Annotated in this window: 17 protein-coding genes; 11 read left to right on the top strand and 6 right to left on the bottom strand. The window is 44.0% G+C overall.

The features are described from left to right. The first annotated feature begins 243 nt into the window (after positions 1-243). The 4 genes from I3255_RS11655 (at position 244) to I3255_RS11640 (ending at position 5,021) form a co-directional block, all read left to right on the top strand. Positions 244-921: a type 1 glutamine amidotransferase domain-containing protein gene (locus I3255_RS11655; RefSeq protein ID WP_238038966.1), complete on the top strand. Its 678-nt coding sequence runs from the start codon at positions 244-246 to the stop codon at positions 919-921. A 4-nt stretch (positions 922-925) separates the two neighbouring features. After that, entirely contained in the window at positions 926-1,555 is a 630-nt protein-coding gene (locus tag I3255_RS11650) for a glutathione S-transferase (protein ID WP_238038965.1), read from the top strand. A gap of 372 nt (positions 1,556-1,927) precedes the next feature. Further along, positions 1,928-3,616 (top strand): MFS transporter, encoded by a 1,689-nt coding sequence (locus tag I3255_RS11645; protein ID WP_238038964.1) that lies wholly within the window; start codon positions 1,928-1,930, stop codon positions 3,614-3,616. An 88-nt stretch (positions 3,617-3,704) separates the two neighbouring features. Further along, a complete protein-coding gene (locus tag I3255_RS11640) occupies positions 3,705-5,021 on the top strand; it encodes an HlyD family secretion protein (protein WP_238038963.1) in 1,317 nt (438 codons plus the stop codon). 115 nt (positions 5,022-5,136) lie between these two features. Here the strand turns inward: I3255_RS11640 and pdxH are convergent, their stop codons facing one another. The 5 genes from pdxH to cysS all read right to left on the bottom strand — a co-directional run bounded on the left by pdxH (position 5,137) and on the right by cysS (position 12,820). Further along, on the bottom strand, positions 5,137-5,793 hold the full coding sequence (pdxH, locus tag I3255_RS11635; RefSeq protein WP_238038986.1) for a pyridoxamine 5'-phosphate oxidase: 657 nt from the start codon (positions 5,791-5,793) through the stop codon (positions 5,137-5,139). A 116-nt stretch (positions 5,794-5,909) separates the two neighbouring features. Next, complete coding sequence (glmM, locus tag I3255_RS11630) at positions 5,910-7,277, bottom strand: phosphoglucosamine mutase (protein WP_238038962.1); 1,368 nt, start codon at positions 7,275-7,277, stop codon at positions 5,910-5,912. Positions 7,278-7,474: 197 nt separating this feature from the next. After that, entirely contained in the window at positions 7,475-8,947 is a 1,473-nt protein-coding gene (gene guaB / locus I3255_RS11625) for an IMP dehydrogenase (RefSeq protein WP_058024512.1), read from the bottom strand. Between the two features lie 277 nt (positions 8,948-9,224). Continuing rightward, positions 9,225-11,195 (bottom strand): mechanosensitive ion channel family protein, encoded by a 1,971-nt coding sequence (locus I3255_RS11620; RefSeq protein WP_238038961.1) that lies wholly within the window; start codon positions 11,193-11,195, stop codon positions 9,225-9,227. A gap of 164 nt (positions 11,196-11,359) precedes the next feature. Continuing rightward, positions 11,360-12,820, bottom strand: coding sequence for a cysteine--tRNA ligase (gene cysS / locus I3255_RS11615; RefSeq protein ID WP_238038960.1), 1,461 nt, complete (start codon positions 12,818-12,820; stop codon positions 11,360-11,362). Positions 12,821-13,011: 191 nt separating this feature from the next. Here cysS and I3255_RS11610 point away from each other — a divergent pair, with 191 nt between their 5' ends. After that, entirely contained in the window at positions 13,012-13,608 is a 597-nt protein-coding gene (locus I3255_RS11610) for a cob(I)yrinic acid a,c-diamide adenosyltransferase (RefSeq protein WP_238038959.1), read from the top strand. 145 nt (positions 13,609-13,753) lie between these two features. Here I3255_RS11610 and I3255_RS11605 read toward each other — a convergent pair whose 3' ends face one another. After that, positions 13,754-14,701 (bottom strand): hypothetical protein, encoded by a 948-nt coding sequence (locus tag I3255_RS11605; RefSeq protein WP_238038958.1) that lies wholly within the window; start codon positions 14,699-14,701, stop codon positions 13,754-13,756. A 358-nt stretch (positions 14,702-15,059) separates the two neighbouring features. Here I3255_RS11605 and I3255_RS11600 point away from each other — a divergent pair, with 358 nt between their 5' ends. From I3255_RS11600 to I3255_RS11575, 6 genes are all read left to right on the top strand, one after another. Beyond that, on the top strand, positions 15,060-15,788 hold the full coding sequence (locus tag I3255_RS11600) for a glycerophosphodiester phosphodiesterase (protein ID WP_238038957.1): 729 nt from the start codon (positions 15,060-15,062) through the stop codon (positions 15,786-15,788). A gap of 472 nt (positions 15,789-16,260) precedes the next feature. Next, complete coding sequence (locus I3255_RS11595; protein ID WP_238038985.1) at positions 16,261-17,439, top strand: fatty acid desaturase; 1,179 nt, start codon at positions 16,261-16,263, stop codon at positions 17,437-17,439. Between the two features lie 334 nt (positions 17,440-17,773). Next, complete coding sequence (locus tag I3255_RS11590; protein ID WP_238038956.1) at positions 17,774-19,240, top strand: protein adenylyltransferase SelO family protein; 1,467 nt, start codon at positions 17,774-17,776, stop codon at positions 19,238-19,240. A 352-nt stretch (positions 19,241-19,592) separates the two neighbouring features. Further along, positions 19,593-21,911, top strand: a complete 2,319-nt coding sequence (locus I3255_RS11585) for an NADP-dependent malic enzyme (RefSeq protein ID WP_238038955.1) — start codon at positions 19,593-19,595, stop codon at positions 21,909-21,911. A 276-nt stretch (positions 21,912-22,187) separates the two neighbouring features. After that, positions 22,188-23,375 carry a tRNA nucleotidyltransferase gene (locus I3255_RS11580; RefSeq protein ID WP_238038954.1) on the top strand — a complete coding sequence of 396 codons (1,188 nt, stop codon included), beginning with the start codon at positions 22,188-22,190 and terminating at the stop codon, positions 23,373-23,375. Between the two features lie 26 nt (positions 23,376-23,401). Beyond that, positions 23,402-24,214, top strand: coding sequence for a pteridine reductase (locus tag I3255_RS11575; RefSeq protein ID WP_238038953.1), 813 nt, complete (start codon positions 23,402-23,404; stop codon positions 24,212-24,214). Positions 24,215-24,281 lie beyond the last annotated feature (67 nt).

Genomic DNA, 24,281 nt, shown 5'->3' with positions numbered 1-24,281 from the left:
AGGTGAGTGTTGTTAAGCAATAAGCGATAGGTAACGATTTTTTATTAATAACCACTTAACAACACAAATCGCTAAGATCACTACTGAAAGTTACGTCCGAAGCAGGAATAATATTAGCGGTCACCACTTATACTGATGATTTTTTGATCATTTGGCTCGCCATTTGAATGAATACCCTATCAATAAAAATGTGACTGTTAATGATTTGTTTTACTCACATATAAACAATAAATAAGGATAATTATGAATATTTTAATGGTACTAACCTCACATGACCGTCTAGGCGATACTGGTAAGAAAACAGGATTTTGGCTAGAAGAATTTGCAGCTCCTTACTATGCGTTTCTCGATGCAGGTGCCAATGTCACTCTAGCGTCTCCTGCTGGTGGTCAGCCACCACTAGACCCTAGTAGCGATACCGAAGACACACAAACCAAAGATACCAAGCGTTTTAAAGACGACAAAGATGCGCAAGAGCACTTGGCTAATACCAAAAAACTTGCTGACATGAAAGTAGAAGATTTTGACTCAGTCTTCTACCCTGGTGGTCACGGTCCATTGTGGGACTTGGCAGTAGATAAGAACTCTATCGAATTGATCGAGAATTTCGTTAAGCAAGATAAGCCTGTTGCTTTTGTTTGTCATGCACCTGCCGCGCTTAAAAACGTCAAAGTGGATGGCGAGTACTTAGTAAAAGGTAAAACCGTTACTGGCTTCACTAATTCAGAAGAAGAAGCTGCTGGTTTGACAGATGTGGTGCCTTTCTTAGTAGAAGATGTCTTGAAAGCCAATGGCGGGAACTATGAAAAAGCCGCTGATTGGGAAGAGTTTGTGGTTGAAGATGGTTTATTAATCACAGGTCAAAACCCAGCGTCATCAGAAGAAGCGGCTAAGCGTTTGATTAGCAAGCTCAAAGGTTAATATCATGATTCGCTTACATCATCTTAACCAATCACGCTCGTTGCGTACGCTGTGGCTCTTAGAAGAGCTAGGCGTGCCTTATGAAGTAGTCAGTCATCAGCGTGATGCCAAGACTCATTTGGCACCAGATTCATTGAAGGCAGTTCACCCGCTCGGTAAATCTCCGGTTATCGAGATGGATGGACAGATTTACGCTGAGTCCGGTGCGATTACCGAGTTATTGATTGAACGATTTGCGCCAGAGCGTCTGCGCCCTGCTACAGATAGTTCGGATTATGGATACTATCTACAGTGGATAGACTTTGCAGAAAGTTCGCTGATGTTGCCATTAATGCTTGAGCTATTTACCAAAAAAGCAGGTATTGATGACAATGAGTTTTTGAATGGCTACATCGATACAGAAAAAACCAGATTGTTTGAATATCTGGATTCATCGGTTGAAGGTAAGTCTTTTATTGTGGGTGATAAGCTAAGTGGTGCTGACTTTATGTTGTCATTTGACTTAATCATTCTTGCTAAGCGTCAAAAACTCAATGCTTACCCGAATATTAGACAATATGCTGAAGCACTTGCCAGTCTCGATAGCTATCAACGTGCTATGCAGTTAGAGGCTAAGTACGACCAATCTGTTTAGCATTGCATCATAACTGACAGACCCATTTTCTGATGCACAAAAACAGCTCTGTATAGAGCTGTTTTTTATGCGTGCTTTATTTTATGCTTGCATAAATAACCATCGCATTATAGTCATCAATGTCATATGAGAGCATTAAGCCATAGAGCAACCAAACAAACTGTTTGACACCATCCATGAATTACGTGTCGATGACAAAAGCACGATAAAATTTATGATAAAATCCTTTCTGAATTTTTTGGGTTATCTTTCAGATACCATCAGTGAGTTGACTGACTTTTCACGCTATAAATACCAACTGCACTGACCTGACTCCCCGTCTGGCATCTGTCCTATGTCACTCTATTTCCTTATACAGATTGTGGTACGCCCATGAGTAACGAATACCAGTTTAAGCCCCACGAACAGCCAATAATGGTGGGCTCTCCAGCCAATCCTGACCATCCGGCACGCCGTAAAGTATTTTATTTACTTATTGGGATTTTTGTAGGTCTTACAGCCAGCTTCCAAAATGGCCTACTTGTCGCTAACCTGACGCAAATTCAAGGTCAGCTGGGCTTGACGCCTGCTGAAGGTGGTTGGATATCGGTCAGTTATAATATGACCAATGCCTGTATCACCGTTCTACTGTACAAAATTCGTCAGCAATTTGGCATGTCGCTTTTTAGTAAAATCACCCTGTCATTTTTGTTAGCCGCCACCAGTCTACAGTGGCTGATCAGTAGTCACTTGTTAGACACACCTAATATTAGCATTGAGCCCTACTATTTAGAGATTGTCGCTAGGGGACTTAGTGGTATGGTGGCAAGTGGTATGACCGTATTGGGCTTATTTTATTGTCTGCAAGGCATGCCAACCGTCAAACGTACTAGTGGCCTAATATTGGGTTTTGGTCTGGTGCAGTTTGGTATTCCATTATCACGTGTCATCTCACCCTACCTCGCTATCGACGGTCAGCTTGAAAACTTATTTTTATTTCAATTTGGTTTGGCGCTGATTTGTTTTGGGCTGATTAATATATTAGAGCTACCACCAGGGAATACAGAAAAAGTATTTGAGAAATTGGATTTTGTAAGCTTTGGTTTTTTTGCTAGTGGTCTGGCTGCATTAGCTGTCGTTTTAGTACAAGGTCGAATTTTATGGTGGACGACACCTTGGCTCGTCTATCCACTGATGATTGCTATCGCCGGCATTAGCATCGCGTTATGGATTGAGACGCATCGCAAAAACCCGATGCTACAAGTGCGTTGGATGCGTAGCCGCAATATTATTGCCTTTATGGTGACGGGCGCTGTCATGCGGATTTTGTTATCTGAGCAAAACGTCGGCGCGGCAGGATTACTCGCCAACCTTGGCTACGGTAACGATCAGCTGGTTACTTTTTATGCGGTCATTATAGCCGCCAGTGCACTGGCTTTGATTATTAGTATTTTTAGTACCAATGCGATGGATTTGCGCCGACCTGTTATTTTTGCAGTGGCATTGATTGCCTTAGGGTCTTGGATGGATGTTGGTGTGTCAATTAATTCAGCACCCTATATGTTTTATCTTAGCCAGTTTTTGATTGCCTTTGCCGCGGTGTATTTCATGGGACCTTTGGTTTTTGAAGGATTTTTGCGGGCTATTGGCAGTGGTCCTGCGTATATTATTAGTTTTTCAGTGATTTTTGGCATCTCCCAAACAGTTGGCGGACTGGCAGGTGCAGCAGCCATTCAAGCATTTACGACCATTCGTACACAAATGCATTATGCAGACATGGTCAGCTCATTGAATTTGGGGGATCCTACATTTAGCGCTCAGGTGGCAGGCACTCGTAATATGCTGTCGAATCAGACCACTGACGCGGCCCAAGCAAATATCAGTGCAGTTAGTCAAGTACTGCAAGGCATTCAGCGCCAAGCAACGGTCGCAGCGTACAGCGATCTGTTTTTTCTGATGGCCTGTCTTGCTACTGCCGTTACGATTATTTTGCTGATCAATTATCTTTATAACCGTTACCACAAGCGCAATCCACTGGCCAAAGAGCTCGCTGTCATTGCCAAGATGCGCGAAACAAAATAATCCAACTTATTATATTAGTGATTTTTTATCATATTCATTTATAGTCAGAATATTCAGATATTTGCTTATTAACATTTAGGAGTACGTCATGAGCCAAGAAAAACCAAATGAGCTTAATAAAATACCTCAGACGTCAACTGATGCTCCAGCAACAGACACACGTATAGAGTCTGCTACGGCTCCAGCAGAGACCGCTGCAAGCGCTACGCAAAAGAAAGCGGATACATCCGAGATACAAGCAGCTACTGATACGCCTGATAGCGTGCGTGAGGATAACTCCGTAGAGAGCCCTGTAGAAAATCAAGACGATGATAATGAAACGCCTATGCCGCCAAAAGAGCCGATCTCAAATACGGCTGGCTGGTCTCCCAAGAAAAAATCCTACCTAAATTTAGGATTATTGATTGTGTTGATTGTCATTGGGGTGGCCTTGATCTTATACGCTTGGAAGCTCCCACCGTTCACTCCTACGGTGCAACAAACTAATAACGCCTTTGTCAAAGGTCAAACCACTATTATCAGCCCGCAAGTTTCCGGCTATGTCACCGAAGTAGCGGTGCAGGATTTTGCTGATGTAAAAGCGGGCGATCTACTGATAAAAATAGATGATCGAACGTTTCAGCAGCAACTGGAACAAGCAGAGGCCAATACTGAAGTGGCGATCACCAGTCGCTCTACCAATGCTCAAGACACGCAATCTAGCCAAGCACAAATAGAAGCACGCAAAGCCGACTTATATAGTGCCAAAATCAATGTCGAGAGCGCTCGTGAAGACGTCAATCGCTATCAGGGCTTAGATGCTATTGGTGCGGTATCAAAAGCAGAAGTGGCTCATATCAAGGCGCAACTTGCTCAAGCACAGGCAAGCGTGCAACAAGCTGAAGCCAATTTACAAGCCGCGCAACAAAACCGCGCCAAAACCAGTGGCACCCAACCCTCACTAGACGCAAATATCAAAAGTGCTGAGGCAGGTGTGAAGCAAGCACAAATTAATCTCGATAATACGATCATCACAGCACCTGAGTCCGGTCAGCTAAGCCAAGTCAGTGTCAAAGAAGGCCAGTACGTTAGCGCGGGCACCCAGCTCATGTATATCGTACCAAAAGGTATCTGGATTATCGCAAACTTTAAAGAAACCCAAATAGCCAGTATGGCAATTGGCGAACCAGCTACTATTCATGTGGACGCGCTTGGCGGTGCCAAGTTTACGGGTCATGTGAGCAATATCTCACCAGCCACTGGCAGTGAGTTTAGTGCAGGTGCCGCCAATCCTGCGACAGGTAACTATATAAAAATTGCGCAGCGCATCCCAGTACGTATCGACTTAGATCCGAATCAACCTGAGCTTGCACGCTTGCGTCCTGGTATGTCGGTCTCTGTGGATGTCGATACCAGTGCTAAATAATGCCAAATAAAGCAAATCACTGATATAAAAAAGCCACTCTACATACTCTTATTTGAGCACATAGAGTGGCTTTTTTATATTTTCTAATACTATGGATTTTAGACTTATTCAAACACTATGGTAGTAGACGCTTGGTCGTCCAGCTTTCAGCGCTTTGTCCATCATCATCTTGCGTATATACGATGCGGTCATGCATACGATTGGCGCGACCTTGCCAGAACTCGATTTTTTCGACCGTAATCTCATACCCACCCCAAAACGCTGGTGTTGGTACGCTAGTACCGTCTGGATACTCTGCTTGTAGTTGCTCGAACGTTTGCTCCATTATGTCGCGATTCGCCACTTCTCCACTTTGCGGCTGACTGACCCAAGCACCTATCTGGCTATCGTGTGGACGTTTTTGGAAATAGGCAGCGGATTTTTCAGCATCAATTTTAGCAATAGGTCCGCTGATACGAACTTGGCGCTCAAGCTCATGCCAAAAAAACAGTGCTTCAGCATTAGGATTTTCTACAACATCCTGTCCTTTTGCGCTGTCATAGTTGGTATAAAAAATAATACCTGTATCCGTAATTTCACGTAATAACACAATACGGACGCTAGGTTTGTTGTCTGCACCGCAGGTTGCCAAACTCATAGCATAAGGTTCTTGCACTTTTTGTGCTATTGCCTCATCCATCCAAGCCTTAAATAGCTCGAATGGTGACGCTGGTGCTGACTGTTGATCAAGCTCGCCTTTTTCATATGAAAGGCGTTGGTCGGTAAAGTCCATGCTCATGGTCATTCCTTGTTGTAAAATTATGACATTTCAACATTGTTATATTGAGTGCTAAGCTTTGAATACTAAGCTTTGAATACTAAGCTTTGAGTATTAAGTTTTGAATACTATTAGCCTAATACTGACTTGATAAGATCGGCCAAATCATTTGCCATCACATCACACTCTATCTCATCATCAGACTCAACCATGACTCGAATCATAGGCTCTGTACCTGATTGGCGAATAAGAAGACGGCCACGGCCTTCTAAAGTCGTCTGTGCTTTGTCAAAAGCGGTGACCAGTTCTTCATGCTTGTACGGGTCTTGCATCTGAGACAAGCGTACATTGACCAGCTTCTGTGGTAGTACGTCAAACCCTTCGACCAGCTCACTCAGTGCACGTCCTTGCGCTTGCATCACAGCCAATACTTGCAACCCTGCTATGATCGCATCGCCTGTGCGGCTTTTGTCTAGGCACAGAATATGCCCAGACGGCTCACCGCCTAGTATCCAGCCATTGGCTTCCAGATCTTGCATGACATAGCGGTCACCTACTTTTGCACGAGTAAAATCAATATCTGCTGCTTTTAGTGCTAACTCTAATCCCATATTACTCATGAGCGTACCAACGACGCCTTGCGCTTTGGTGAGTCCTTGGGTCGCAAGCACATATAAGATACCGTCACCATCAACCAGCTTACCTGTCTCATCAACCATCACAATGCGATCGCCATCACCGTCTAATGCGATACCAACATCTGCTTCATGCTCAAGCACAGCCTTTTGCAGACTTTCAGGATGGGTAGAGCCACATTCAGCATTAATATTAATACCATCGGGTGTATTGTTGATAGCGATAACATTAGCACCAAGCTCACGCATGACTCTAGGTGCGACGCTATAGCCTGCACCATTGGCACAATCAACCACGACGGTCAGATGGCTGAGATCATACTGATATGGGAAGCTGCCTTTGCAAAATTCAATGTATCGACCTTTTGCATCGTCAATCCGGCGGTTTTTTCCTAGGTTTGCAGGGTCAAGGATAGGCATCGTGGCATTATTGTTATTAGCGTCACTCATGATTGCCGTTAATCTGTCATTGATGGCTATCTGCATCTCATCACTGATTTTTTTACCATTACCTGAAAAGAACTTGATGCCGTTATCATAATAAGGATTATGTGACGCTGAGATAACCACGCCAGCATCCGCATTAAAACTGCGAGTCAAATGTGCAATCGCTGGCGTTGGCAATGGACCAAGCATATAAACATCGACGCCAGCAGCGTTAAAACCTGCTTGCAGAGCACCTTCAATGACATAACCTGAGAGACGCGTATCTTTGCCGATGACCACACTTGGTTTGCGCGTAGAATTTTCATTGGCTTCTATGAGTACTTGTCCAGTCACATAACCCAGTTTTAAAATAAAGTCAGGGGTAATAGGCAATTCACCAAATTTTCCACGGATACCATCAGTGCCAAAGTAACTCATTATGTATGTTCCTCAGTTCTAAAAATAAAAGGCCAAGCGTATACGCAGGCAATACTGCTATTGTAATAATATGCTTTTATATTCTACAAAAAAAACAGCCAACAATAACAGAGCATTGTTGGCTGTTTGTATCTCAACGTCACTACAGCTCTGCAACTGAGCCAGTTCTCAAACAGTGCAAAGCTATAAAATACCGATTAGTTTACACGGTAGTTCGGCGCTTCTTTCGTGATCTGTACATCATGAACATGCGACTCTTTCATGCCTGCTGATGTGACTTTGATAAACTGTGGGTTGGTGCGCATATCTTCGATAGTCGCAGAGCCTGTATAGCCCATTGATGAGCGTAAGCCACCAACCAATTGGTTAACGATACCAGCAACAGGTCCTTTGTAAGGAACGCGGCCTTCAATACCTTCTGGTACGAGTTTCTCTACACCATCTTTGGCATCTTGGAAATAACGGTCTGATGAGCCGTTTGATCCAGACATCGCACCCAGACTACCCATACCGCGGTAAGCTTTGTAATAACGGCCTTGGAACAGCTCAACTTCACCTGGTGCCTCTTCTGTACCAGCCATCAGTGAGCCTACCATGATACACGATGCACCAGCTGCAATCGCTTTTGCCATATCACCTGAGTAGCGGATACCGCCGTCAGCGATCAATGGGATACTGTCTTTCAATGCACTAGCAACATTATCAATAGCTGATATTTGTGGTACACCGATACCTGCAATGATACGCGTGGTACAGATAGATCCAGGGCCGATACCGACTTTTACCGCATCAGCGCCAGCATCACGTAGTGCAAGTGCCGCTTCACCTGTGGCGATGTTGCCACCGATAACTTGAACATGCGGATAGTTTTTCTTGATCCAAGAGACTTTATCAATCACGCCTTTTGAGTGACCATGCGCCGTATCTACTACGATCACATCAACATCAGCAGCGATCAACGCTTCGACGCGTGCTTGCGTGTCTGCACCTGTACCAACCGCTGCACCAACACGCAGACGACCTTTCTCGTCTTTACACGCATTTGGATTATTTTCGGCTTTGGCAAAATCATTGACCGTAATTAAGCCGCGTAAGCGAAAGTTGTCGTCGATAACGATGACTTTTTCGATGCGATGCTCATGTAGCAATCTTTTGATATTCTCGTTGCTTTCACCTTCATGTACGGTGACCAACTGCTCTTTTGGTGTCATGATCTGACTAACTGGCAATGACAAGTTGGTCTCAAAACGCCAATCTCTGTGAGTCACGATACCTACTACGTTATCTGTACCCTTTTCGACCACAGGTACGCCTGAGATATTATTGTCTTGCGTTAAGCGTAGCAATTCACCAATTGTCATCTCTGGATGTACGGTGATTGGGTCAACAACCGTACCCGCTTCAAATTTTTTGACGCGGCGTACTTGTGTTGCTTGCTTTTCGATATCCATACTCTTGTGCAAGATACCCATGCCGCCAAGCTGTGCCATGGTAATGGCCATCTCAGACTCAGTTACTGTATCCATAGCCGCAGAAATCAGCGGAAGGTTTAGCGTAATGTTTTTGGTCAAACGGGTAGACAGATCGGCAGTTTTTGGCAGAACTTCAGAATAGGCTGGCAATAATAAAACGTCATCAAAGGTTAAGGCTTCATCGACAATTCGCAACATACAGACCCCTAGTGGTGGTTATTTTGATGGGTAGGAGCTCAGAGTTAGACATATCAATCATTGCAACTGCATATACAATGCTGACTCATGGCTAACCACTCAGTTATCCTATAAAAATAACGCCACATTATAACAAATAAGCACCCCTCTGACATACTATATTTGTCAGATTATTTTACACAAATACATCTTCTACATCTTTGCCGATGACAAACATGCACTGTATAGTTAATGACGCTTTTTTATAGCGACTAACTCTCTCTGAGCGTTAAGGATTTTATGTTAACGTAAAACGCTCTGTCGGCAAGTACTTATTTTGCTGCTGATGCAAGTAGCCAAGCATCTGCTCACGCACTTCGCAAGCAAGTGTCCATGCTTCTATAGGACCTACTGCTGAAACAGCACCGCGCAGCTGAATGGTGTTTTCTGTCACTTCAACCACAAATATTTCGGGCTCAGTTTCATTGTCCCAAAGCTCATTATTTTTAGTTACTGATATAAACTGCTGGCGAATGGCATCTATATCTGCACCATAATCAATATATAAAAACACAGGACAAGTCTGATGCACTTCAGTATGTGACCAGTTCTCTACCCTCTCAGTGATCAACTGGCGCATCGGTACGATTAATCGACGCTCATCCCATGTTTTGAGTACCGCATAAGTATAACGCAAATCTTCCACAGTACTGAAATTACCATCCATTATCACGCTATCGCCAATCCGTACAGGCTGCGTCACTGCCACCTGCACCCCAGCAATAATGTTACCCAATATGGGCTGAGCGGCGATACCAATGACCACGCCAGCAATACCAGCTGAAGTCAGTAAGGTTTTGCCAAGACCTTCCATGTTGGCAAACTCACTCAGTCCTATCCAGATACTACCCAATATCATGACAAAAATGAAAACGCGGCGGAATATTGACACATAAGTGCGGCGACGGCGCACTTTATCAAAATGCTCTTCTGCTAGGTTTTCAATCTGCATGTCTTGGTAACGGTTGGCAAAAAAATTGATAGCACGAATGCCTAGCCACATCGCACTAAATACCAACCCCGTCCAAATCAGCGGACGGGTTGATGAAGCCACTGCATCTAGATAAGGAAAACCGCCAGAGACTAAGGTAAAAACGAGCGAAAAACTGATAGTAAAGGTTAGTGGCACGGTCAGTTTGCTGACCAAATCTGCCACACCATTGGCACTGCCAGCAGAGATATTGTATTTTTCATGATCAACATAGCGGCTGATGAGTTTTTCCGTGCTTTTACTTAATATCCAACCGACGCCCATGGTAAATAAGAAAAACAGGATGAGCGCTGAAAACTCCCATAACGCAATACCAAAAAACTGGAATTTCAACCAAGTAGGCAGATAACGCTCAAACTCTGATGGATGATATTGTTTATAGAGATTTTCAATATTACCCACTGTCTGCGCAGAGAATATCCAAACTGGCGCCTGATCACCTACCCTTACCCGCTCCAAGTAAACAGGAACACGGCGTTCTCGGTACTCGATATAACCCAGCTGAATAGAGCGTCTAGGGATGCCCATAACACTACTATCGTTACCCAGTGGTGGCTCGATCAGACCATCAGGACGATCGGGCATATCATCAAATACGTATAGCTCTTTTTCAGATAGCAGAAAATCAAGCTGCTTGGTTAAATCAAGCGAACGGGTACGCTGGTTTTGCTCATCAATCAAATTCATATTGAGTGCATAAGCCGCCAAATCATACTGTTGCTTCATCACCGCAGATTGAAAAAACTCCAAGGTCGCAAGCGGCGTCGCCAAATTTGGTGGCTCAGCTAATGGTGGTAACCCAACATTGAGCTTGTTGAGTAAGTAGTAATTCTCGCTATACTCCCCTGTCAATCCCACATCACCTTGCAATATCCCTGCCTGCTGTACCGCGCTACGCTCAGTGGGATCAAATATCTCTTCAGTAATACCAGAGATGCTAATATTTTCGTCTTTGATTGTATTTATTTGTTGGACAGCGTACTCAGCCAAATTGCCAGGTTTGCTATCGACTTGCGAGCGGTCTTCCTCATTTGATACTTGCTCATTTGCCGCACTGGCGGGGATGTAGATAGCGCTGATGGCTATAATAAGAAACCCTAAAACCACCTGCATTGCATTGTAGCGGATATTATTACGCTCTACATCGCGGCGGTGACCACCGTCAATATCCATTGCTATGCCACGATCATCAGCATTATTATTTTTAAGAGTATTCATATTTTCAAAGCCATTGGTCTACAAAAGGAACGGATATAAAAGGGATGGATATACAAAGTATATTCGGTATGCTTTAACCTAATGCACTCTGCAAAAAAAAGCCAGCGTGAGCTGACTTAATTTATTAGCATACGTATGTAATCTGATGTACAGCGTCTATATATCTATGCACGGCGCCATGTGGTGCCTGCACGGCTATCTTCAAGCTCAATACCAGCCTCTTTTAGCTGTTCGCGTATTTCATCAGCACGCGCAAAGTTTTTGTTGGTTTTGGCATCTGCACGCTCGGCGATTAACCCATCAATAGCCGCATCAGTCAAACCATCTTCTGCTTTATCACCAATCACCGCTTGCAAAAACTGCTGCACGGGTTGTTGTAAGATATTCAACACCTGCGCCAATGCTTTTAGTTGCAGTGCCAACTGCCACGCTGTATCGACTTCTTCAGCCTTGATAGCTTTGTTGATGTCACGTGCTAGACCAAATAACACGCTAATTGCCGTTGAGCTATTGAAGTCATCATTCATAGCTTTAATAAAATCTTGTCCAGCATCCGTACGATAAGCTTCGGTGGTCAAGTTTTTATCAATTACGATTGCTTGCCCTTTCTGCTGTTCAGCCAGTTTTAACGCGTTATATAGTCTGCTTAGGCTATTATGAGCTTCATCTAATGCGCTGTCTGAAAAATTAACTTGGCTACGATAATGACTAGATAGCAAGAAAAAACGCACCGTTTCGGGCAGGTATTTTGCTGTCACATCACGAATGGTTGAAAAGTTAGCCAACGACTTAGACATTTTTTCGCCATCAACGTTGATAAATCCAACATGCATCCAGTTGCGCGCGTATTCACAACCTGTTGCCGCCTCGGACTGGGCTATCTCGTTCTCATGATGCGGGAACTGCAAGTCATGACCGCCGCCATGAATATCAAAGGTATTGCCCAAGCACTTGGTAGACATGGCCGAGCATTCAATATGCCAACCCGGACGCCCCTGCCCCCAAGGTGAGGCCCACTGCGGCTCATCGGGTTTCGCCGCTTTCCAGAGCACAAAGTCAAACGGATTGCGCTTATCATTTTCGACATCGACACGTGATCCTGCCTGCATCTCATCAAGATTGCGCTTAGACAATTTGCCATAATCCGCAAAACTATCGACAGCATAGTAGACATCGCCATTATCGCCTGCATACGCATAGTCACCTGTGACCAGTGTCTCGATCATGGTTTGCATATCATCAATATGGTCGGTCGCGCGCGGCTCAGCATCAGGCGCCAAACAGCCAAGGGCTACAAAATCCTCATGCATCGCTGTAATAAAGCGCTGGGTCAACGCCCCAATCTCTTCGCCATTCTCGGCAGCGCGCGCAATAATTTTATCATCAATATCAGTGATATTACGCACGTAATTGACGTCATAACCCAATTGAGTGAGCCAACGTACCACCATATCAAACCCAATCATCATTCGAGCGTGCCCGATATGACAATAATCATAGACGGTCATGCCACACACATACATACCCACTTTACCTGCTTTGAGTGGTTCAAACGGACGCTTGCCGCCAGTCAGTGAGTCATAAATAACAAGTTGAGACATTGCATCTGCAAGTGGTGTGGTCATAATAAAAGAGCCTTTTAGCATAAATAAAATAAATAGATTGAAAATATCAGGCGCAGCAAATAAGCAAGCCGTACTGATAGTATGATTATAATTTTAACGTAACCCATTATCTTAGCGAAAACAGGCGTAAAATACTACAATGAGCAGGCAACTACCACCATTCAATCATAAAAACCATTAAGGATGTAAAGATGGGCAATCGATTAAGCAAAATATACACGCGTACTGGAGATGATGGCAGCACTGGTATGGCTGATGGCAGTCGACTCAGTAAAGCTGATAATCTGTTCGGTGTCATGGGTGATATCGACGAGCTCAACTCACACATTGGACTGGTGCGTGCTCAACTACAAAGAAACAAAGGCCAATCTATCAGCAAAGATTTTTCTCAAGCCTTAGTTATTATTCAGCATCTATTATTCAATATTGGCGGTGAGCTTGCCATGCCAGAATATGAGGGCGTCAATGTCACTCATATTGAGTGGCTAGAGCAACAAATCGATATGATGAATACCACGCTGCCACCACTAAAAGACTTTATTTTACCCACAGGTTCTGTACTGGTGAGCCAGTTGCATGTAGCACGTAGCGTGTGTCGCCGAGCTGAGCGCCAAGCTGTGTTATTGCAGGAGCAGCGCCCAGCAGCCATACGCCGCACTGCCATCAGCTTTATCAATCGTTTATCTGATTGGTTGTTTGTCGCCGCGCGCTTTTGTACAGATCCCGAACAAGTCTCTGAAGTACTATGGGACAGTCAAGTCTTGCAAAACTTCGCTGACAATCGCTAGTGAATCAAACCTAATCTTGCTAGCATTCTTTGAACTAGATTGATTTTTCGCTGATAAAAAACCCCGCAGCACTCATGTTACGGGGTTTTTTTAACCTAACAGTATCTATCAACTACCAGTTGCTAACTACTCATAAAATTGCAAATTAATAAGTAGCACTATCATCTTCAATGATGACCATATCGATGGTTTCATCTTTCGGCACTGCTTTTGGCGTCGCTGGCGTTACTGGTTTTTCGGTCTCAGTAGTAGCCGCTGCTTGATTGTTTTCTGTCGAGCTGTTTTGGTTGCTGGTCGGTTTATTGATGGTTGGCGGCGTTGCAGGTTTAGTAGGACGAATCGGCTCAACTGGCGTGATGGTTCTAGGCTGCTGACGAGCAGGTGCTGCTTGAGTATTATTGTTACTGCTTTGGGCTGCTGCACGGCGCTCAGCACGCTCCTCATCCATCGCAGATTTCAACACAGAGCCTGCCATCACATCTGAAACCACAGTAATCAATGCTGGCTGTCCAGCAATACGCGTGCGCACTTGCCCGCCTTGAGTACCGACAACATAAGTAAAGGCGTCATCAACGAGCATGTTGTTATTGATACGGATATTGTCTTGCGCCAAACGAGATTGCAGGCTTGGCTGATTGTTAGCCGCTTGCACTTGACTGGCTTGATACAAATCTTCACTTGGCAGTGTCATGCTGACACTTGCTTGGCATGTTGTCATACCATTGTCATTGGCTTTTTGTAGTATGGCAGCGTTTTGCACATCAATAACCACGCCATTGATTTTTTCAGTAACAACGCCGCTTTCTAGGCTAATCTCGGCATCATTTGCATAATTAGCAGCCAACGCTTGTGCTTGTTGGTTGAGTGTATTTTTTAAAGCAGATTTGAGACGGTCTTGTACCATCGGGTCATCACAATTGATCGCAGGAGCAACGGCACTTTCGGTCGCTACTGGCTCTTGTTCCGTCATCTCTGCCGTATCGGCAGTATCTTCTTTCTCTGAGCGATCACAGCCTGCAAGCGCCAAACTACATACTATTCCGATTCCAGCCACTTTATGCCACTTGCTCAAACTTATATTTGCTACGCTCATATTTACTTTACTCCCAATTTACTGGTTCTTACCGCCCCTGATGGACAGTATTTAACACTCAAACTGCATTGCAGACTTATAAAACAATGGTGTTATTAACGGTCTGCGATAGATTTGAAAACCACATCATTATACGGTGTTTGGTTGAAATGGTCATTAGTGTAGCCCATGGATATACAAATAGCGCCCCTCATTATGGGTAAAACCTGCGTTTGGTTGCAAAAACATAACAAATACTAGAAAATCATCTTCTGAAATATCAGACACAAAGTGCATTGGTTCACGCCACAAATTCTATTAGACGTTGATGCCATGACGATATATGATGAGTCGTAAAATTAGTCAGTAGTCATGTGATATGGTAAATTTTAAAAACACGCGTTTATTAGGTCATCGTGGCGCTCGCGGAGAGAGTTTAGAGAATACATTTTCAGGCTTTAAGTATTCTCAAAATCTGACTTCACAAGGCTTGGCAGGGGTTGAATTTGATATTCAACTGAATGCGGATGGTCACTTGATTGTATTCCATGACGATGATTTGGAGCGCATGTGCGGTCAACAGTCACGTGTTGATCAGCTCGGGCTCACAGAGATTCAGTGCCGCTTACAATTTGGGCAGCCAATCATGACTTTAGCCAATATAGCACCTGTATTGAGCGGATTTAGGGTGATTGAGCTTGAGATTAAAACTCACAATAGAACCAATTATGCAGTGTTGGTTAATGCACTGGCGCAAGAGCTTATCGATACACCGCTTGCCAGCTTACCGGTGGTGCTGACCAGCTTTGATGTGGAGCTGCATAATCGGTTACAACGCCACAAACTATTATCTCGCATACCGCGAGGATTATTGATTCGCACGCCAGATGCCTTGGCAGGAGCGACAAACACCGCTTTGCAGCTTGGTTGTATTCAATTAGGTATTCATTATCCACTTTTGACTCGAGATGTTATCAAACATAGTCACCGTTATGGGTTGCCTGTGAGCGCTTGGACGGTCAATGATGTCCATACGATTGAACAGCTTATAAGCTGGAATACTGACGTGATTATTACTGACTTTCCACGTCATTTATTATTACCTTGAACTTTCTATTCATATTTTTCCACTTTTGAATAAATCTCTTTTTTCACCCTCATAGTCCCTACATATCTATAGCGTTACTTACACTTTCCCTTAATGCCTGATAAGTCATCGGCATTTTTGACTCATACAGTCTGTAATTCATACAAGTTATTGTTATTTAGCAATATTTTTATAGTGTATAAGTGTTCACTTTATACGTTTTTTCAGGTACTATGGGGACTTAAATTAATACCGTTAGGGATATTATATGATTGCAAAAAAAGCACTTGGCTTACCGCTGAAAGGCTTACGTTTCGCTATCAGATCTGGCGATACGTTTGCAAAGAACGCCAGCACTCAAGTCACGCGTTTCAAGACTCGTTTTGATGAAAAGAAAGCGCAAATGGCGCTTGACGAGCAGCCTACCGCAAAACGCAACTACGCTAACGCTTCTGAGCAAACTGATGTTCTGACAAAAGAGCAAAGTATTGATATGCGCGAGTTTGAATTTACAAAAGCGCCAATCAACTGGATTCCAGCGACTATTTTGGTAGCGACGCCAATCGCTGCTGCTATCATTACACCATGGTACTTATTTACTCATGAAGTGAGTGCGCCTGTTTGGGGCGTATTTGGTGCCTTTATGGTATGGACAGGTATGAGCATCACAGCGGGTTACCATCGTCTATTGGCGCACCGTGCTTATAAAGCGCACCCAGTCGTTAAAAACTTTTTATTGCTTGGTTCTACCCTAGCGGTACAGGGCTCTGCGTTTGACTGGGTCTCTGGTCACCGTGTCCATCATCGTCATGTCGATGATCGTTTAGAAGATCCGTATTCAGCAAAACGCGGGTTCTGGTTCAGTCATATCGGCTGGATGCTGCGTAATTATCCTAGTGGTAAGTTCGACTACAAAAACATTCCGGACTTGACCAAAGACAGAGTACTACAGATACAACATAAGTATTATGGTCTGTGGGTTGTTGCTATGAACGTCGGTATGGTTGCCGCTATTGGCTGGTTGATTGGTGATGTCTGGGGTACATTGGTTATCGCAGGGCTACTACGTTTAGTACTAACGCATCATTTTACGTTCTTTATCAACTCTTTATGCCATATGCTTGGTAATCGTCCTTATACCGATACCAATACTGCACGTGATAATTTCTTCTTGGCTATCTTTACGTGGGGTGAGGGTTATCACAACTACCATCACTTCTTCCAATACGACTATCGTAATGGCGTAAAATGGTGGCAGTATGATCCAACCAAATGGTTAATCGCTGGTTTGTCAAAGATTGGTTTGGCTTCTGATCTACGTACTGTGGATGATACGACGATCAAACATGCTGAAGTTCAAATGCAGTTCAAAACAGCACAGCAGCAAATTGATACGGCTACAAACAGTGGCATTGATCTTCCTCACGCGATGAAGAGTTTCCAAGATCGTATTAAATTTGAATATGATGCCTTTACACAGACTGTTGCAGAGTGGCAGGCGCTAAAAGCAAAAACGATTGAACTTAAAAAGACAGAGTTCGCTGATCGTTTGCATGAAGCTGATGATAAGTTAAAGCATGATTATGCCAAGATTGAGCAAAAAATTCTTGAGCATAACAATAACTTGAAAAATGCTTTCCGTTCTATTGGTGTCAGCCAAAAAGCCGCTTAAATAGCATAATCAACTACTGTAATCGTAACGTTTCTCCTTCCCCCTATCCGTCCTAGATAGGGGGATTTTTTTGTTTATAATTTATGGTTTATGTCACTGTCTCTACTTTTAATAATCTTATTATCGTAGTAAATGGTGAAATATATAGGCTCAATCGTTGCGATCTCCAACCTAGAGACAGTAACCAACTAGCCCACTAAACTCAGCTCACCCAAATTAGCTAATTTTATTTTTTGGCTAGATATTACAAGAGATGGACAGAGTGCAACGATGCCATATGAGTGCTATGTTATAGTGGCATTCTCACTTTTATATTTTAATGGAAACGGCCTGTATGCGTTATCAAAATACTTATGTCAATCTCGACACGCGCCTTTATCATGAGCAGCCGCCCACGCCACTGGACACTCCCCGTGCTGGACACTTCAATGCCCAAGTCGCACAGCAGTTAGGTTGGACAGACAATGAAGACTTAATGACCAATTGGGTTGAGATATTGGGTGGCCAATATGTGCCATCTGACTTTAGACCATTGGCAATGGCGTATGCAGGTCATCAGTTCGGACAATGGGCTGGACAACTGGGTGACGGACGCGGTTTGCTGATGGCGCAAGTGCTTGATAGCAATGGACAACCACAAGACTTGCACCTCAAAGGGGCTGGCCTGACGCCTTACTCACGCATGGGTGACGGACGTGCGGTCTTACGTAGTACGATTCGAGAGTACTTATGCGGTCACGCATTGACGCAGCTTGGTATCTCCTCTTCCAATGCCTTGGGTTTTGTTGTCTCTGCTACGAGAGTGCGCCGTGAGCGTATCGAAGCGGGTGCGGCATTGATGCGTGTGGCTGATAGCCATATTCGCCTTGGTCATGTTGAATGGATTGCCAGCTTTGCACCTGACTTACTCGGTGAGTTTACCGACTATATGATTGACACTTATTATCCAGAGTGCCGCGATAGCGATGCGCCCATAGCAGCGTTTTTGACCGCAGTCGTTGAGCGCACTGCTCGGATGATTGCTGACTGGCAACTGATTGGCTTTGCACATGGTGTGATGAACACGGATAACTTATCTATTACAGGTAGCACTTTGGATTTTGGACCGTTTGGCTTTATGGAGCGCTTCAATCCTGCATGGATTAACAATCACTCTGACCACACTGGTCGCTACGCTTACCAAAACCAGCCCGCTATCGGTCATTGGAATCTAAACGTTTGGCTGCCGCATTTTATGCGCTTGCAAGGTATCAACCGTGAGACGCTCTCTGAGTGCTTGGCACCTTACGAAGCAACCTTTATGCAGCATTATCAGCAAGGGCTATGCCGCAAGCTTGGACTACCACACCAAAGCGACAGCCTGAGCTTGGCTTTTGAATGGTTAACGTTGTTAGAAGACAACTTACTCGATTATACCAATAGTTTCCGTGCGCTCCTCGGTTTGGTCGCGCCAAACGATCACCCATATGAGCAAAAATTACTGACTACCATGACTACTGAATTAAGCCTTGAGGCACAGCAAATGTGGCAAGATTGGTCTATACGTTATCTGGCACAGGTTGAGCAATTACCAATTGAACAAGCAATCAACGATATGTGGACCAATAACCCTGTGTACGTTTTGCGCAATAGTATGGCGCAGCGTGCCATTACTGCCGCAGAGCAAGGTCAGTTTGAAGAAGTCGATCGTGTCTATCGCTTGCTGGCTAATCCTTATCACGTCCAAGATATCGCGACTGATCTCGATACGAGTGCACCGGCGCCGAACGTACCGCAAATGCCTATTAGCTGCTCATCTTAATATGGATGTATACTGTAATATTTTGAAATATTATCAAATTAAGGTTGATATTTGTCTGTGTTTTTTGGCATTATCAACCAGATAAATAACGAATATCATTTTATTATATTATTCGCATGCTTCCATACGGTTGACTAGGCAGTGAATTGCCAATAATGGTAGAATGACTATTTTTGCTAGATTGCTTTTTTGACCTGATTTTTGATCAACGACCGTGATTCTGATGGTCGTTAGTCATTTAACGTTCAAAGCCCTTTGCTGATGATTACAATCATTCAATTATTTCTGAGGGTTAGACGTTTTTTTATCACCGTTTAATTTATTCCAATTTATTCTAACCATGGCAATTATTATGAATGACGATACCACTTCGAATACGGATAACCTCAGTACAGAAAAAGAGCAGTTTGAACAAGCTGCCTTACATTACCATGAGTTTCCACGCCCAGGTAAAATCTCAGTAACTCCAACTAAGCAGCTGGCTAACCAACGCGATCTAGCACTTGCCTATTCTCCAGGTGTGGCTGTACCGTGTCTTGAGATTCAAAAAGACCCAAAGCTCGCTTCTAAATATACGGCACGTAATAACTTAGTTGGTGTCATCACTAACGGTACTGCTGTACTGGGTCTGGGTAATATCGGTCCATTGGCATCAAAACCAGTGATGGAAGGTAAAGGCGTTCTATTCAAAAAGTTCGCAGGTATCGACGTTTTTGATATTGAAATTGATCAAAATGATCCAGATAAGTTCATCGAAGCGGTTGCTTCTCTTGAGCCTACCTTTGGTGGTATTAACTTAGAAGATATCAAAGCACCAGAATGTTTCAAAATTGAGCGCGTATTACGTGAGCGTATGAACATTCCTGTGTTCCATGATGATCAACATGGTACTTCAATTATTGTTGCCGCAGCGATGCTAAACGCTTTGTTGATTACTGGCAAAAAAATCGAAGAGATTAAAATTGTTTGTTCAGGCGCGGGTGCGGCAGCCATTTCTTGCTTAGATATCATTTGCGCACTTGGTGTTGATAAAAACAACATTATTGTTTCAGATTCACGCGGTATCATCAGCACTAGCCGTGAAAACCTCGATGAAACCAAACAGCGCTATGCTCGTGATATCACAGCTACTTCTATTGAAGAAGTCATGGACGATGTTGATATGTTCCTAGGCCTATCAATGCCCGGTACACTATCAGAAGATATGGTTCGCCGTATGGCAAAAGACCCTATCGTCTTTGCACTTGCCAACCCAACACCTGAAATCATGCCAGAATTGGCACATGCGGTACGTCCAGACGTCATCATGGCAACCGGTCGCTCAGATTATCCAAACCAAGTAAACAACGCGCTATGCTTCCCGTACATCTTCCGCGGCGCATTGGATGTTGGTGCGACAACCGTCAACGAAGAGATGAAAGTCGCTTGCGTAAAAGCAATCGCTGCGATGGCACATGTCGAAGCCACTCCAACTACCAGCGCTAGAAACATCGAAAAGATGCAGAGCTTTGGTCGTGACTACTTAATTCCAGGCCCTCTAGAGCCAAATCTAATCATTGAAATCGCATCTGCTGTGGCCAAAGCAGCGATGGATTCAGGCGTTGCCACGCTACCGATCGATGACATGCAAGCCTATCGTCAGCGTCTGTCTGAGTTTGTTTATAACTCAGCGTTTGTGATGAAGCCCATCTTTGCTCGTGCCAAAGCTGAGCCAAAACGTATCGTTTACTGTGAAGGTGAAGACAACAATATCTTGCTCGCTGTGCAAGTTGTCGTTGATGAGAAGCTAGCACAACCTATCTTGGTTGGTCGCCCTTCAGTTATCGAAGCCAATATCCAAAAGCTAGGCCTACGCCTAAAAGCTGGCGAGAATATTACCATCGTCAACGTTGATGACGATCCTCGCTACAAAGACTACTGGCAGGGTTATTACGAGAAAAACAAACGTCGCGGTGTCAGTATTGAACTTGCTCGTCGTGATGTTCGTCGCAAAACCACGTTGATTGGTTCTTTACTGGTCGACAACGGTGATGCTGATGGTATGGTTTGTGGTACGTTTAGTGACTATCAGATGCACCTAAAATATGTCGAGAACGTCATTGGCAAAAAAGAAGGCGTCAATGATTTTTATGCGATGAATGCTGTATTGATGCAAGATCGTAATATCTTTATCGCTGACACTTATGTGCATGAAGATCCAACCGCTGAACAGTTGGCTGAAATGACTGTTTTGGCTGCTGATCAAATACGCCGTTTTGGTATCACGCCACGCGTTGCGTTGGTCTCTCATTCTAACTTTGGTGCTTCAAATCGTGCCAGCGCTGTCAAAATGCGTAAGGTTCATGAACTGCTCACCAATATGAATGTAGACTTTGAGTTTGAAGGCGAAATGCAAGGGGATGCAGCACTCAATGAACATATCCGCCTAAATGATATGCCATCAAGCCCATTGAAAGGTGCCGCAAACTTGCTAATCTTGCCAACCCTTGATGCATCAAACATTGCCTTTAACCTACTTAAAACAGCGACTGGTAGCGCTTCTATTGGGCCTATCTTATTAGGTACTAATAAGCCAGTACATATCTTGACGCCGTCAGCGACCGCGCGTGGTATCGTTAATATGACTGCGCTTACGGTCACGGAAGCTCAAGACCTAGAAAACGAAAAATAGTCATTAAACATACACAGTATGGATGCACTATAGTCGGTTCAATATAATTTGGATACAAGGAAGCCGAGTGAAAGTACTACAAATAGTAGACTGAGCGAGGCTGACACCGTAGCCAATTTATAGAGGATTGACTATATTAAGAAGGGCTCTGTCATCCATTGACAGAGCCCTTCTGCTATACTAAAACCAGTCAATGCAACTTATAAAGCATTGGCTGTTTTTTTTGATAAATGAAAATTGAGTTGGTAACATCTAGCTAAAAAAAAAGAGGCTACTATGCAAATTTACCTTGTGGGCGGCGCTGTCCGTGATCGACTGCTAAAGCAACCCATCAAAGATAAAGACTTCGTTGTGGTTGGTGCCACCGTCGCAGAGATGCTTGATGCAGGGTTTCAGCAGGTAGGTGCCGACTTTCCTGTGTTTTTGCATCCCACCACTCACGAAGAATATGCCCTTGCACGTACAGAGCGCAAGCAAGGCTCAGGATATAAAGGCTTTAGCGTACATGCCAGCCCTGATGTGAGCTTAGAGGACGATTTACAACGTCGTGATTTGACTATCAATGCGATGGCTATAGAGGTCACTAGTCTTGCTGATGACACCCCTATCAGTGGTGAAGTCATTGACTATTATGGTGGGCTACAAGATTTAGAGAACAAAACGCTACGTCATGTATCTGACGCTTTTAGCGAAGACCCATTACGAGTGCTGAGGACGGCTCGATTTTATGGGCGTTATTATGATTTGGGTTTTATCATAGCGGAAGACACCTTGACCCTAATGCGTCAACTGGTTAACTCAGGAGAGCTTGCTCATTTGAGTGCGGAACGTATCTGGCAAGAATCAAGCCGTGCAACGATGCAGGTATCACCGCAAGTATACTGGCAGCAATTGTTTGAAATTGGCGCGCTCACAGAGTATTTTGCACCATTGCATGATGCTTGGGAGGACACTCATATACGAGAGACGGTTCAGACAGCATTATATTTTGCAGGCCAAATGCGCCTAAGCTTGTCACAGCGTTGGGCACTGTTAATGGTCAGCCTGACCCCGTCACTATTTAATAATGAGTATAGGGATGCACAATCTGACCAATTAAAAGCGCTAAGAGATATCAATGATATCGGTAATAAAGCTAAAGTCCCCAAAGCGCATACACAGTTCGCTACCCTATTCGCTCAGCAAGCCGAAACGCTAAGCATGATAAATAGTCTGAGCGCTACCAAAAAGATTGACCTTATACAAGCTTGTGGTGCTCATAAAGAGCCAGATAAGCTGTCACAGCTCCTTGTCTGCAGTCACGTCTTACAGCTGGCAAAACAGCACCGTCAGATGATGCTGGCACTGAATAGCTTTCATGCAATCGGTATGACAGATATTGCACCAGATCTCAAAGGGCCAGCCATTGGGGCAGCATTACGTCAAAGTAGAATTGAACACTTACAAGCGCATGACGCCTATTAAAAAGTATTTTAAAAAGCATTGTCACTATGAACCAAAAACCTAACACTCTGCCATCAAAGAATACTGGCACCCAACCTCCGGTGATGCTGGTAACTGGTAGCGCTAAGCGCATTGGTGCGGCAATTATCAGAGCAGCACACAGTCAAGGCTACCGTGTCATTATTCATTGTCATCGTAGCGAAAAAGAAGCTAAGAGCTTAGCTGACCAACTTAATAAAAGCCGTGCTAATAGCGCAGTGGTTATTGTTGCGGATTTGGCAGTAGTCAATCATGGTGCAGCGTTAGAGGATTTTGTTAAAAATATCATAGAAGCGTTTGGGCAGCTAGATGTACTGGTACATAATGCGTCACGGTTCTACCCAAGCCCGCTTGGTAACATTGATTATACCCAGTGGGATGAATTACTTCTGACCAATGCCAAGGCACCTTTATTATTGAGTCAAGCGCTAGTGCCCTATCTGAAACATCAGCAAGGTTGTATTATCAGCTTATTGGACATACATGCGCAGGATAGACCGTTCAGTAATTATACGGTCTATAATATGGCAAAGGCTGCGCATCGAATGATGGTGCAGTCGTTAGCGTTAGAGCTGGCACCAGACATACGTGTCAATGGTGTCGCTCCTGGCGTCAATATCTTACCTGAGTCTGATAGTGATCAAGCACTTGATAATGTAAAACAGCAAGATATTATTGCCTCCGTTCCTATGCAAAGAATCGGCAAACCTGAAGAAATTGCTCATAGCGTACTGTACTTGGTACAAGCAAGTTATGTCACAGGCGAGATTATCACAGTGGATGGTGGCCGTAGTTTGACCCTAGCTGGCGGTAGCGTTTGATCACCATCAAAACTGATAAAAAATTTATTGATTACTTGTTATCTTTTACTTGAAAAATTCAAAAAAT

Origin of the sequence: Psychrobacter sp. Ps6, from assembly GCF_022129235.1 — a bacterium.
Classification (GTDB): Bacteria; Pseudomonadota; Gammaproteobacteria; order Pseudomonadales; family Moraxellaceae; genus Psychrobacter.
This window is presented reverse-complemented; position numbering and strand designations above follow the sequence as displayed.

What these genes read in the sequence shown, in the direction of transcription:
- I3255_RS11640 (WP_238038963.1), top strand. Translation starts at nt 3,705, where the DNA reads ATGAGCCAAGAAAAACCAAATGAGCTTAATAAAATACCTCAGACGTCA.
- I3255_RS11655 (WP_238038966.1), top strand. Translation starts at nt 244, where the DNA reads ATGAATATTTTAATGGTACTAACCTCACATGACCGTCTAGGCGATACT.
- I3255_RS11650 (WP_238038965.1), top strand. Translation starts at nt 926, where the DNA reads ATGATTCGCTTACATCATCTTAACCAATCACGCTCGTTGCGTACGCTG.
- I3255_RS11620 (WP_238038961.1), bottom strand. Translation starts at nt 11,195, where the DNA reads ATGAATACTCTTAAAAATAATAATGCTGATGATCGTGGCATAGCAATG.
- cysS (WP_238038960.1), bottom strand. Translation starts at nt 12,820, where the DNA reads ATGACCACACCACTTGCAGATGCAATGTCTCAACTTGTTATTTATGAC.
- I3255_RS11600 (WP_238038957.1), top strand. Translation starts at nt 15,060, where the DNA reads ATGGTAAATTTTAAAAACACGCGTTTATTAGGTCATCGTGGCGCTCGC.
- I3255_RS11580 (WP_238038954.1), top strand. Translation starts at nt 22,188, where the DNA reads ATGCAAATTTACCTTGTGGGCGGCGCTGTCCGTGATCGACTGCTAAAG.
- I3255_RS11645 (WP_238038964.1), top strand. Translation starts at nt 1,928, where the DNA reads ATGAGTAACGAATACCAGTTTAAGCCCCACGAACAGCCAATAATGGTG.
- I3255_RS11595 (WP_238038985.1), top strand. Translation starts at nt 16,261, where the DNA reads ATGCGCGAGTTTGAATTTACAAAAGCGCCAATCAACTGGATTCCAGCG.
- I3255_RS11610 (WP_238038959.1), top strand. Translation starts at nt 13,012, where the DNA reads ATGGGCAATCGATTAAGCAAAATATACACGCGTACTGGAGATGATGGC.
- I3255_RS11575 (WP_238038953.1), top strand. Translation starts at nt 23,402, where the DNA reads ATGAACCAAAAACCTAACACTCTGCCATCAAAGAATACTGGCACCCAA.
- glmM (WP_238038962.1), bottom strand. Translation starts at nt 7,277, where the DNA reads ATGAGTTACTTTGGCACTGATGGTATCCGTGGAAAATTTGGTGAATTG.
- I3255_RS11590 (WP_238038956.1), top strand. Translation starts at nt 17,774, where the DNA reads ATGCGTTATCAAAATACTTATGTCAATCTCGACACGCGCCTTTATCAT.
- pdxH (WP_238038986.1), bottom strand. Translation starts at nt 5,793, where the DNA reads ATGGACTTTACCGACCAACGCCTTTCATATGAAAAAGGCGAGCTTGAT.
- I3255_RS11605 (WP_238038958.1), bottom strand. Translation starts at nt 14,701, where the DNA reads ATGAGCGTAGCAAATATAAGTTTGAGCAAGTGGCATAAAGTGGCTGGA.
- guaB (WP_058024512.1), bottom strand. Translation starts at nt 8,947, where the DNA reads ATGTTGCGAATTGTCGATGAAGCCTTAACCTTTGATGACGTTTTATTA.
- I3255_RS11585 (WP_238038955.1), top strand. Translation starts at nt 19,593, where the DNA reads ATGAATGACGATACCACTTCGAATACGGATAACCTCAGTACAGAAAAA.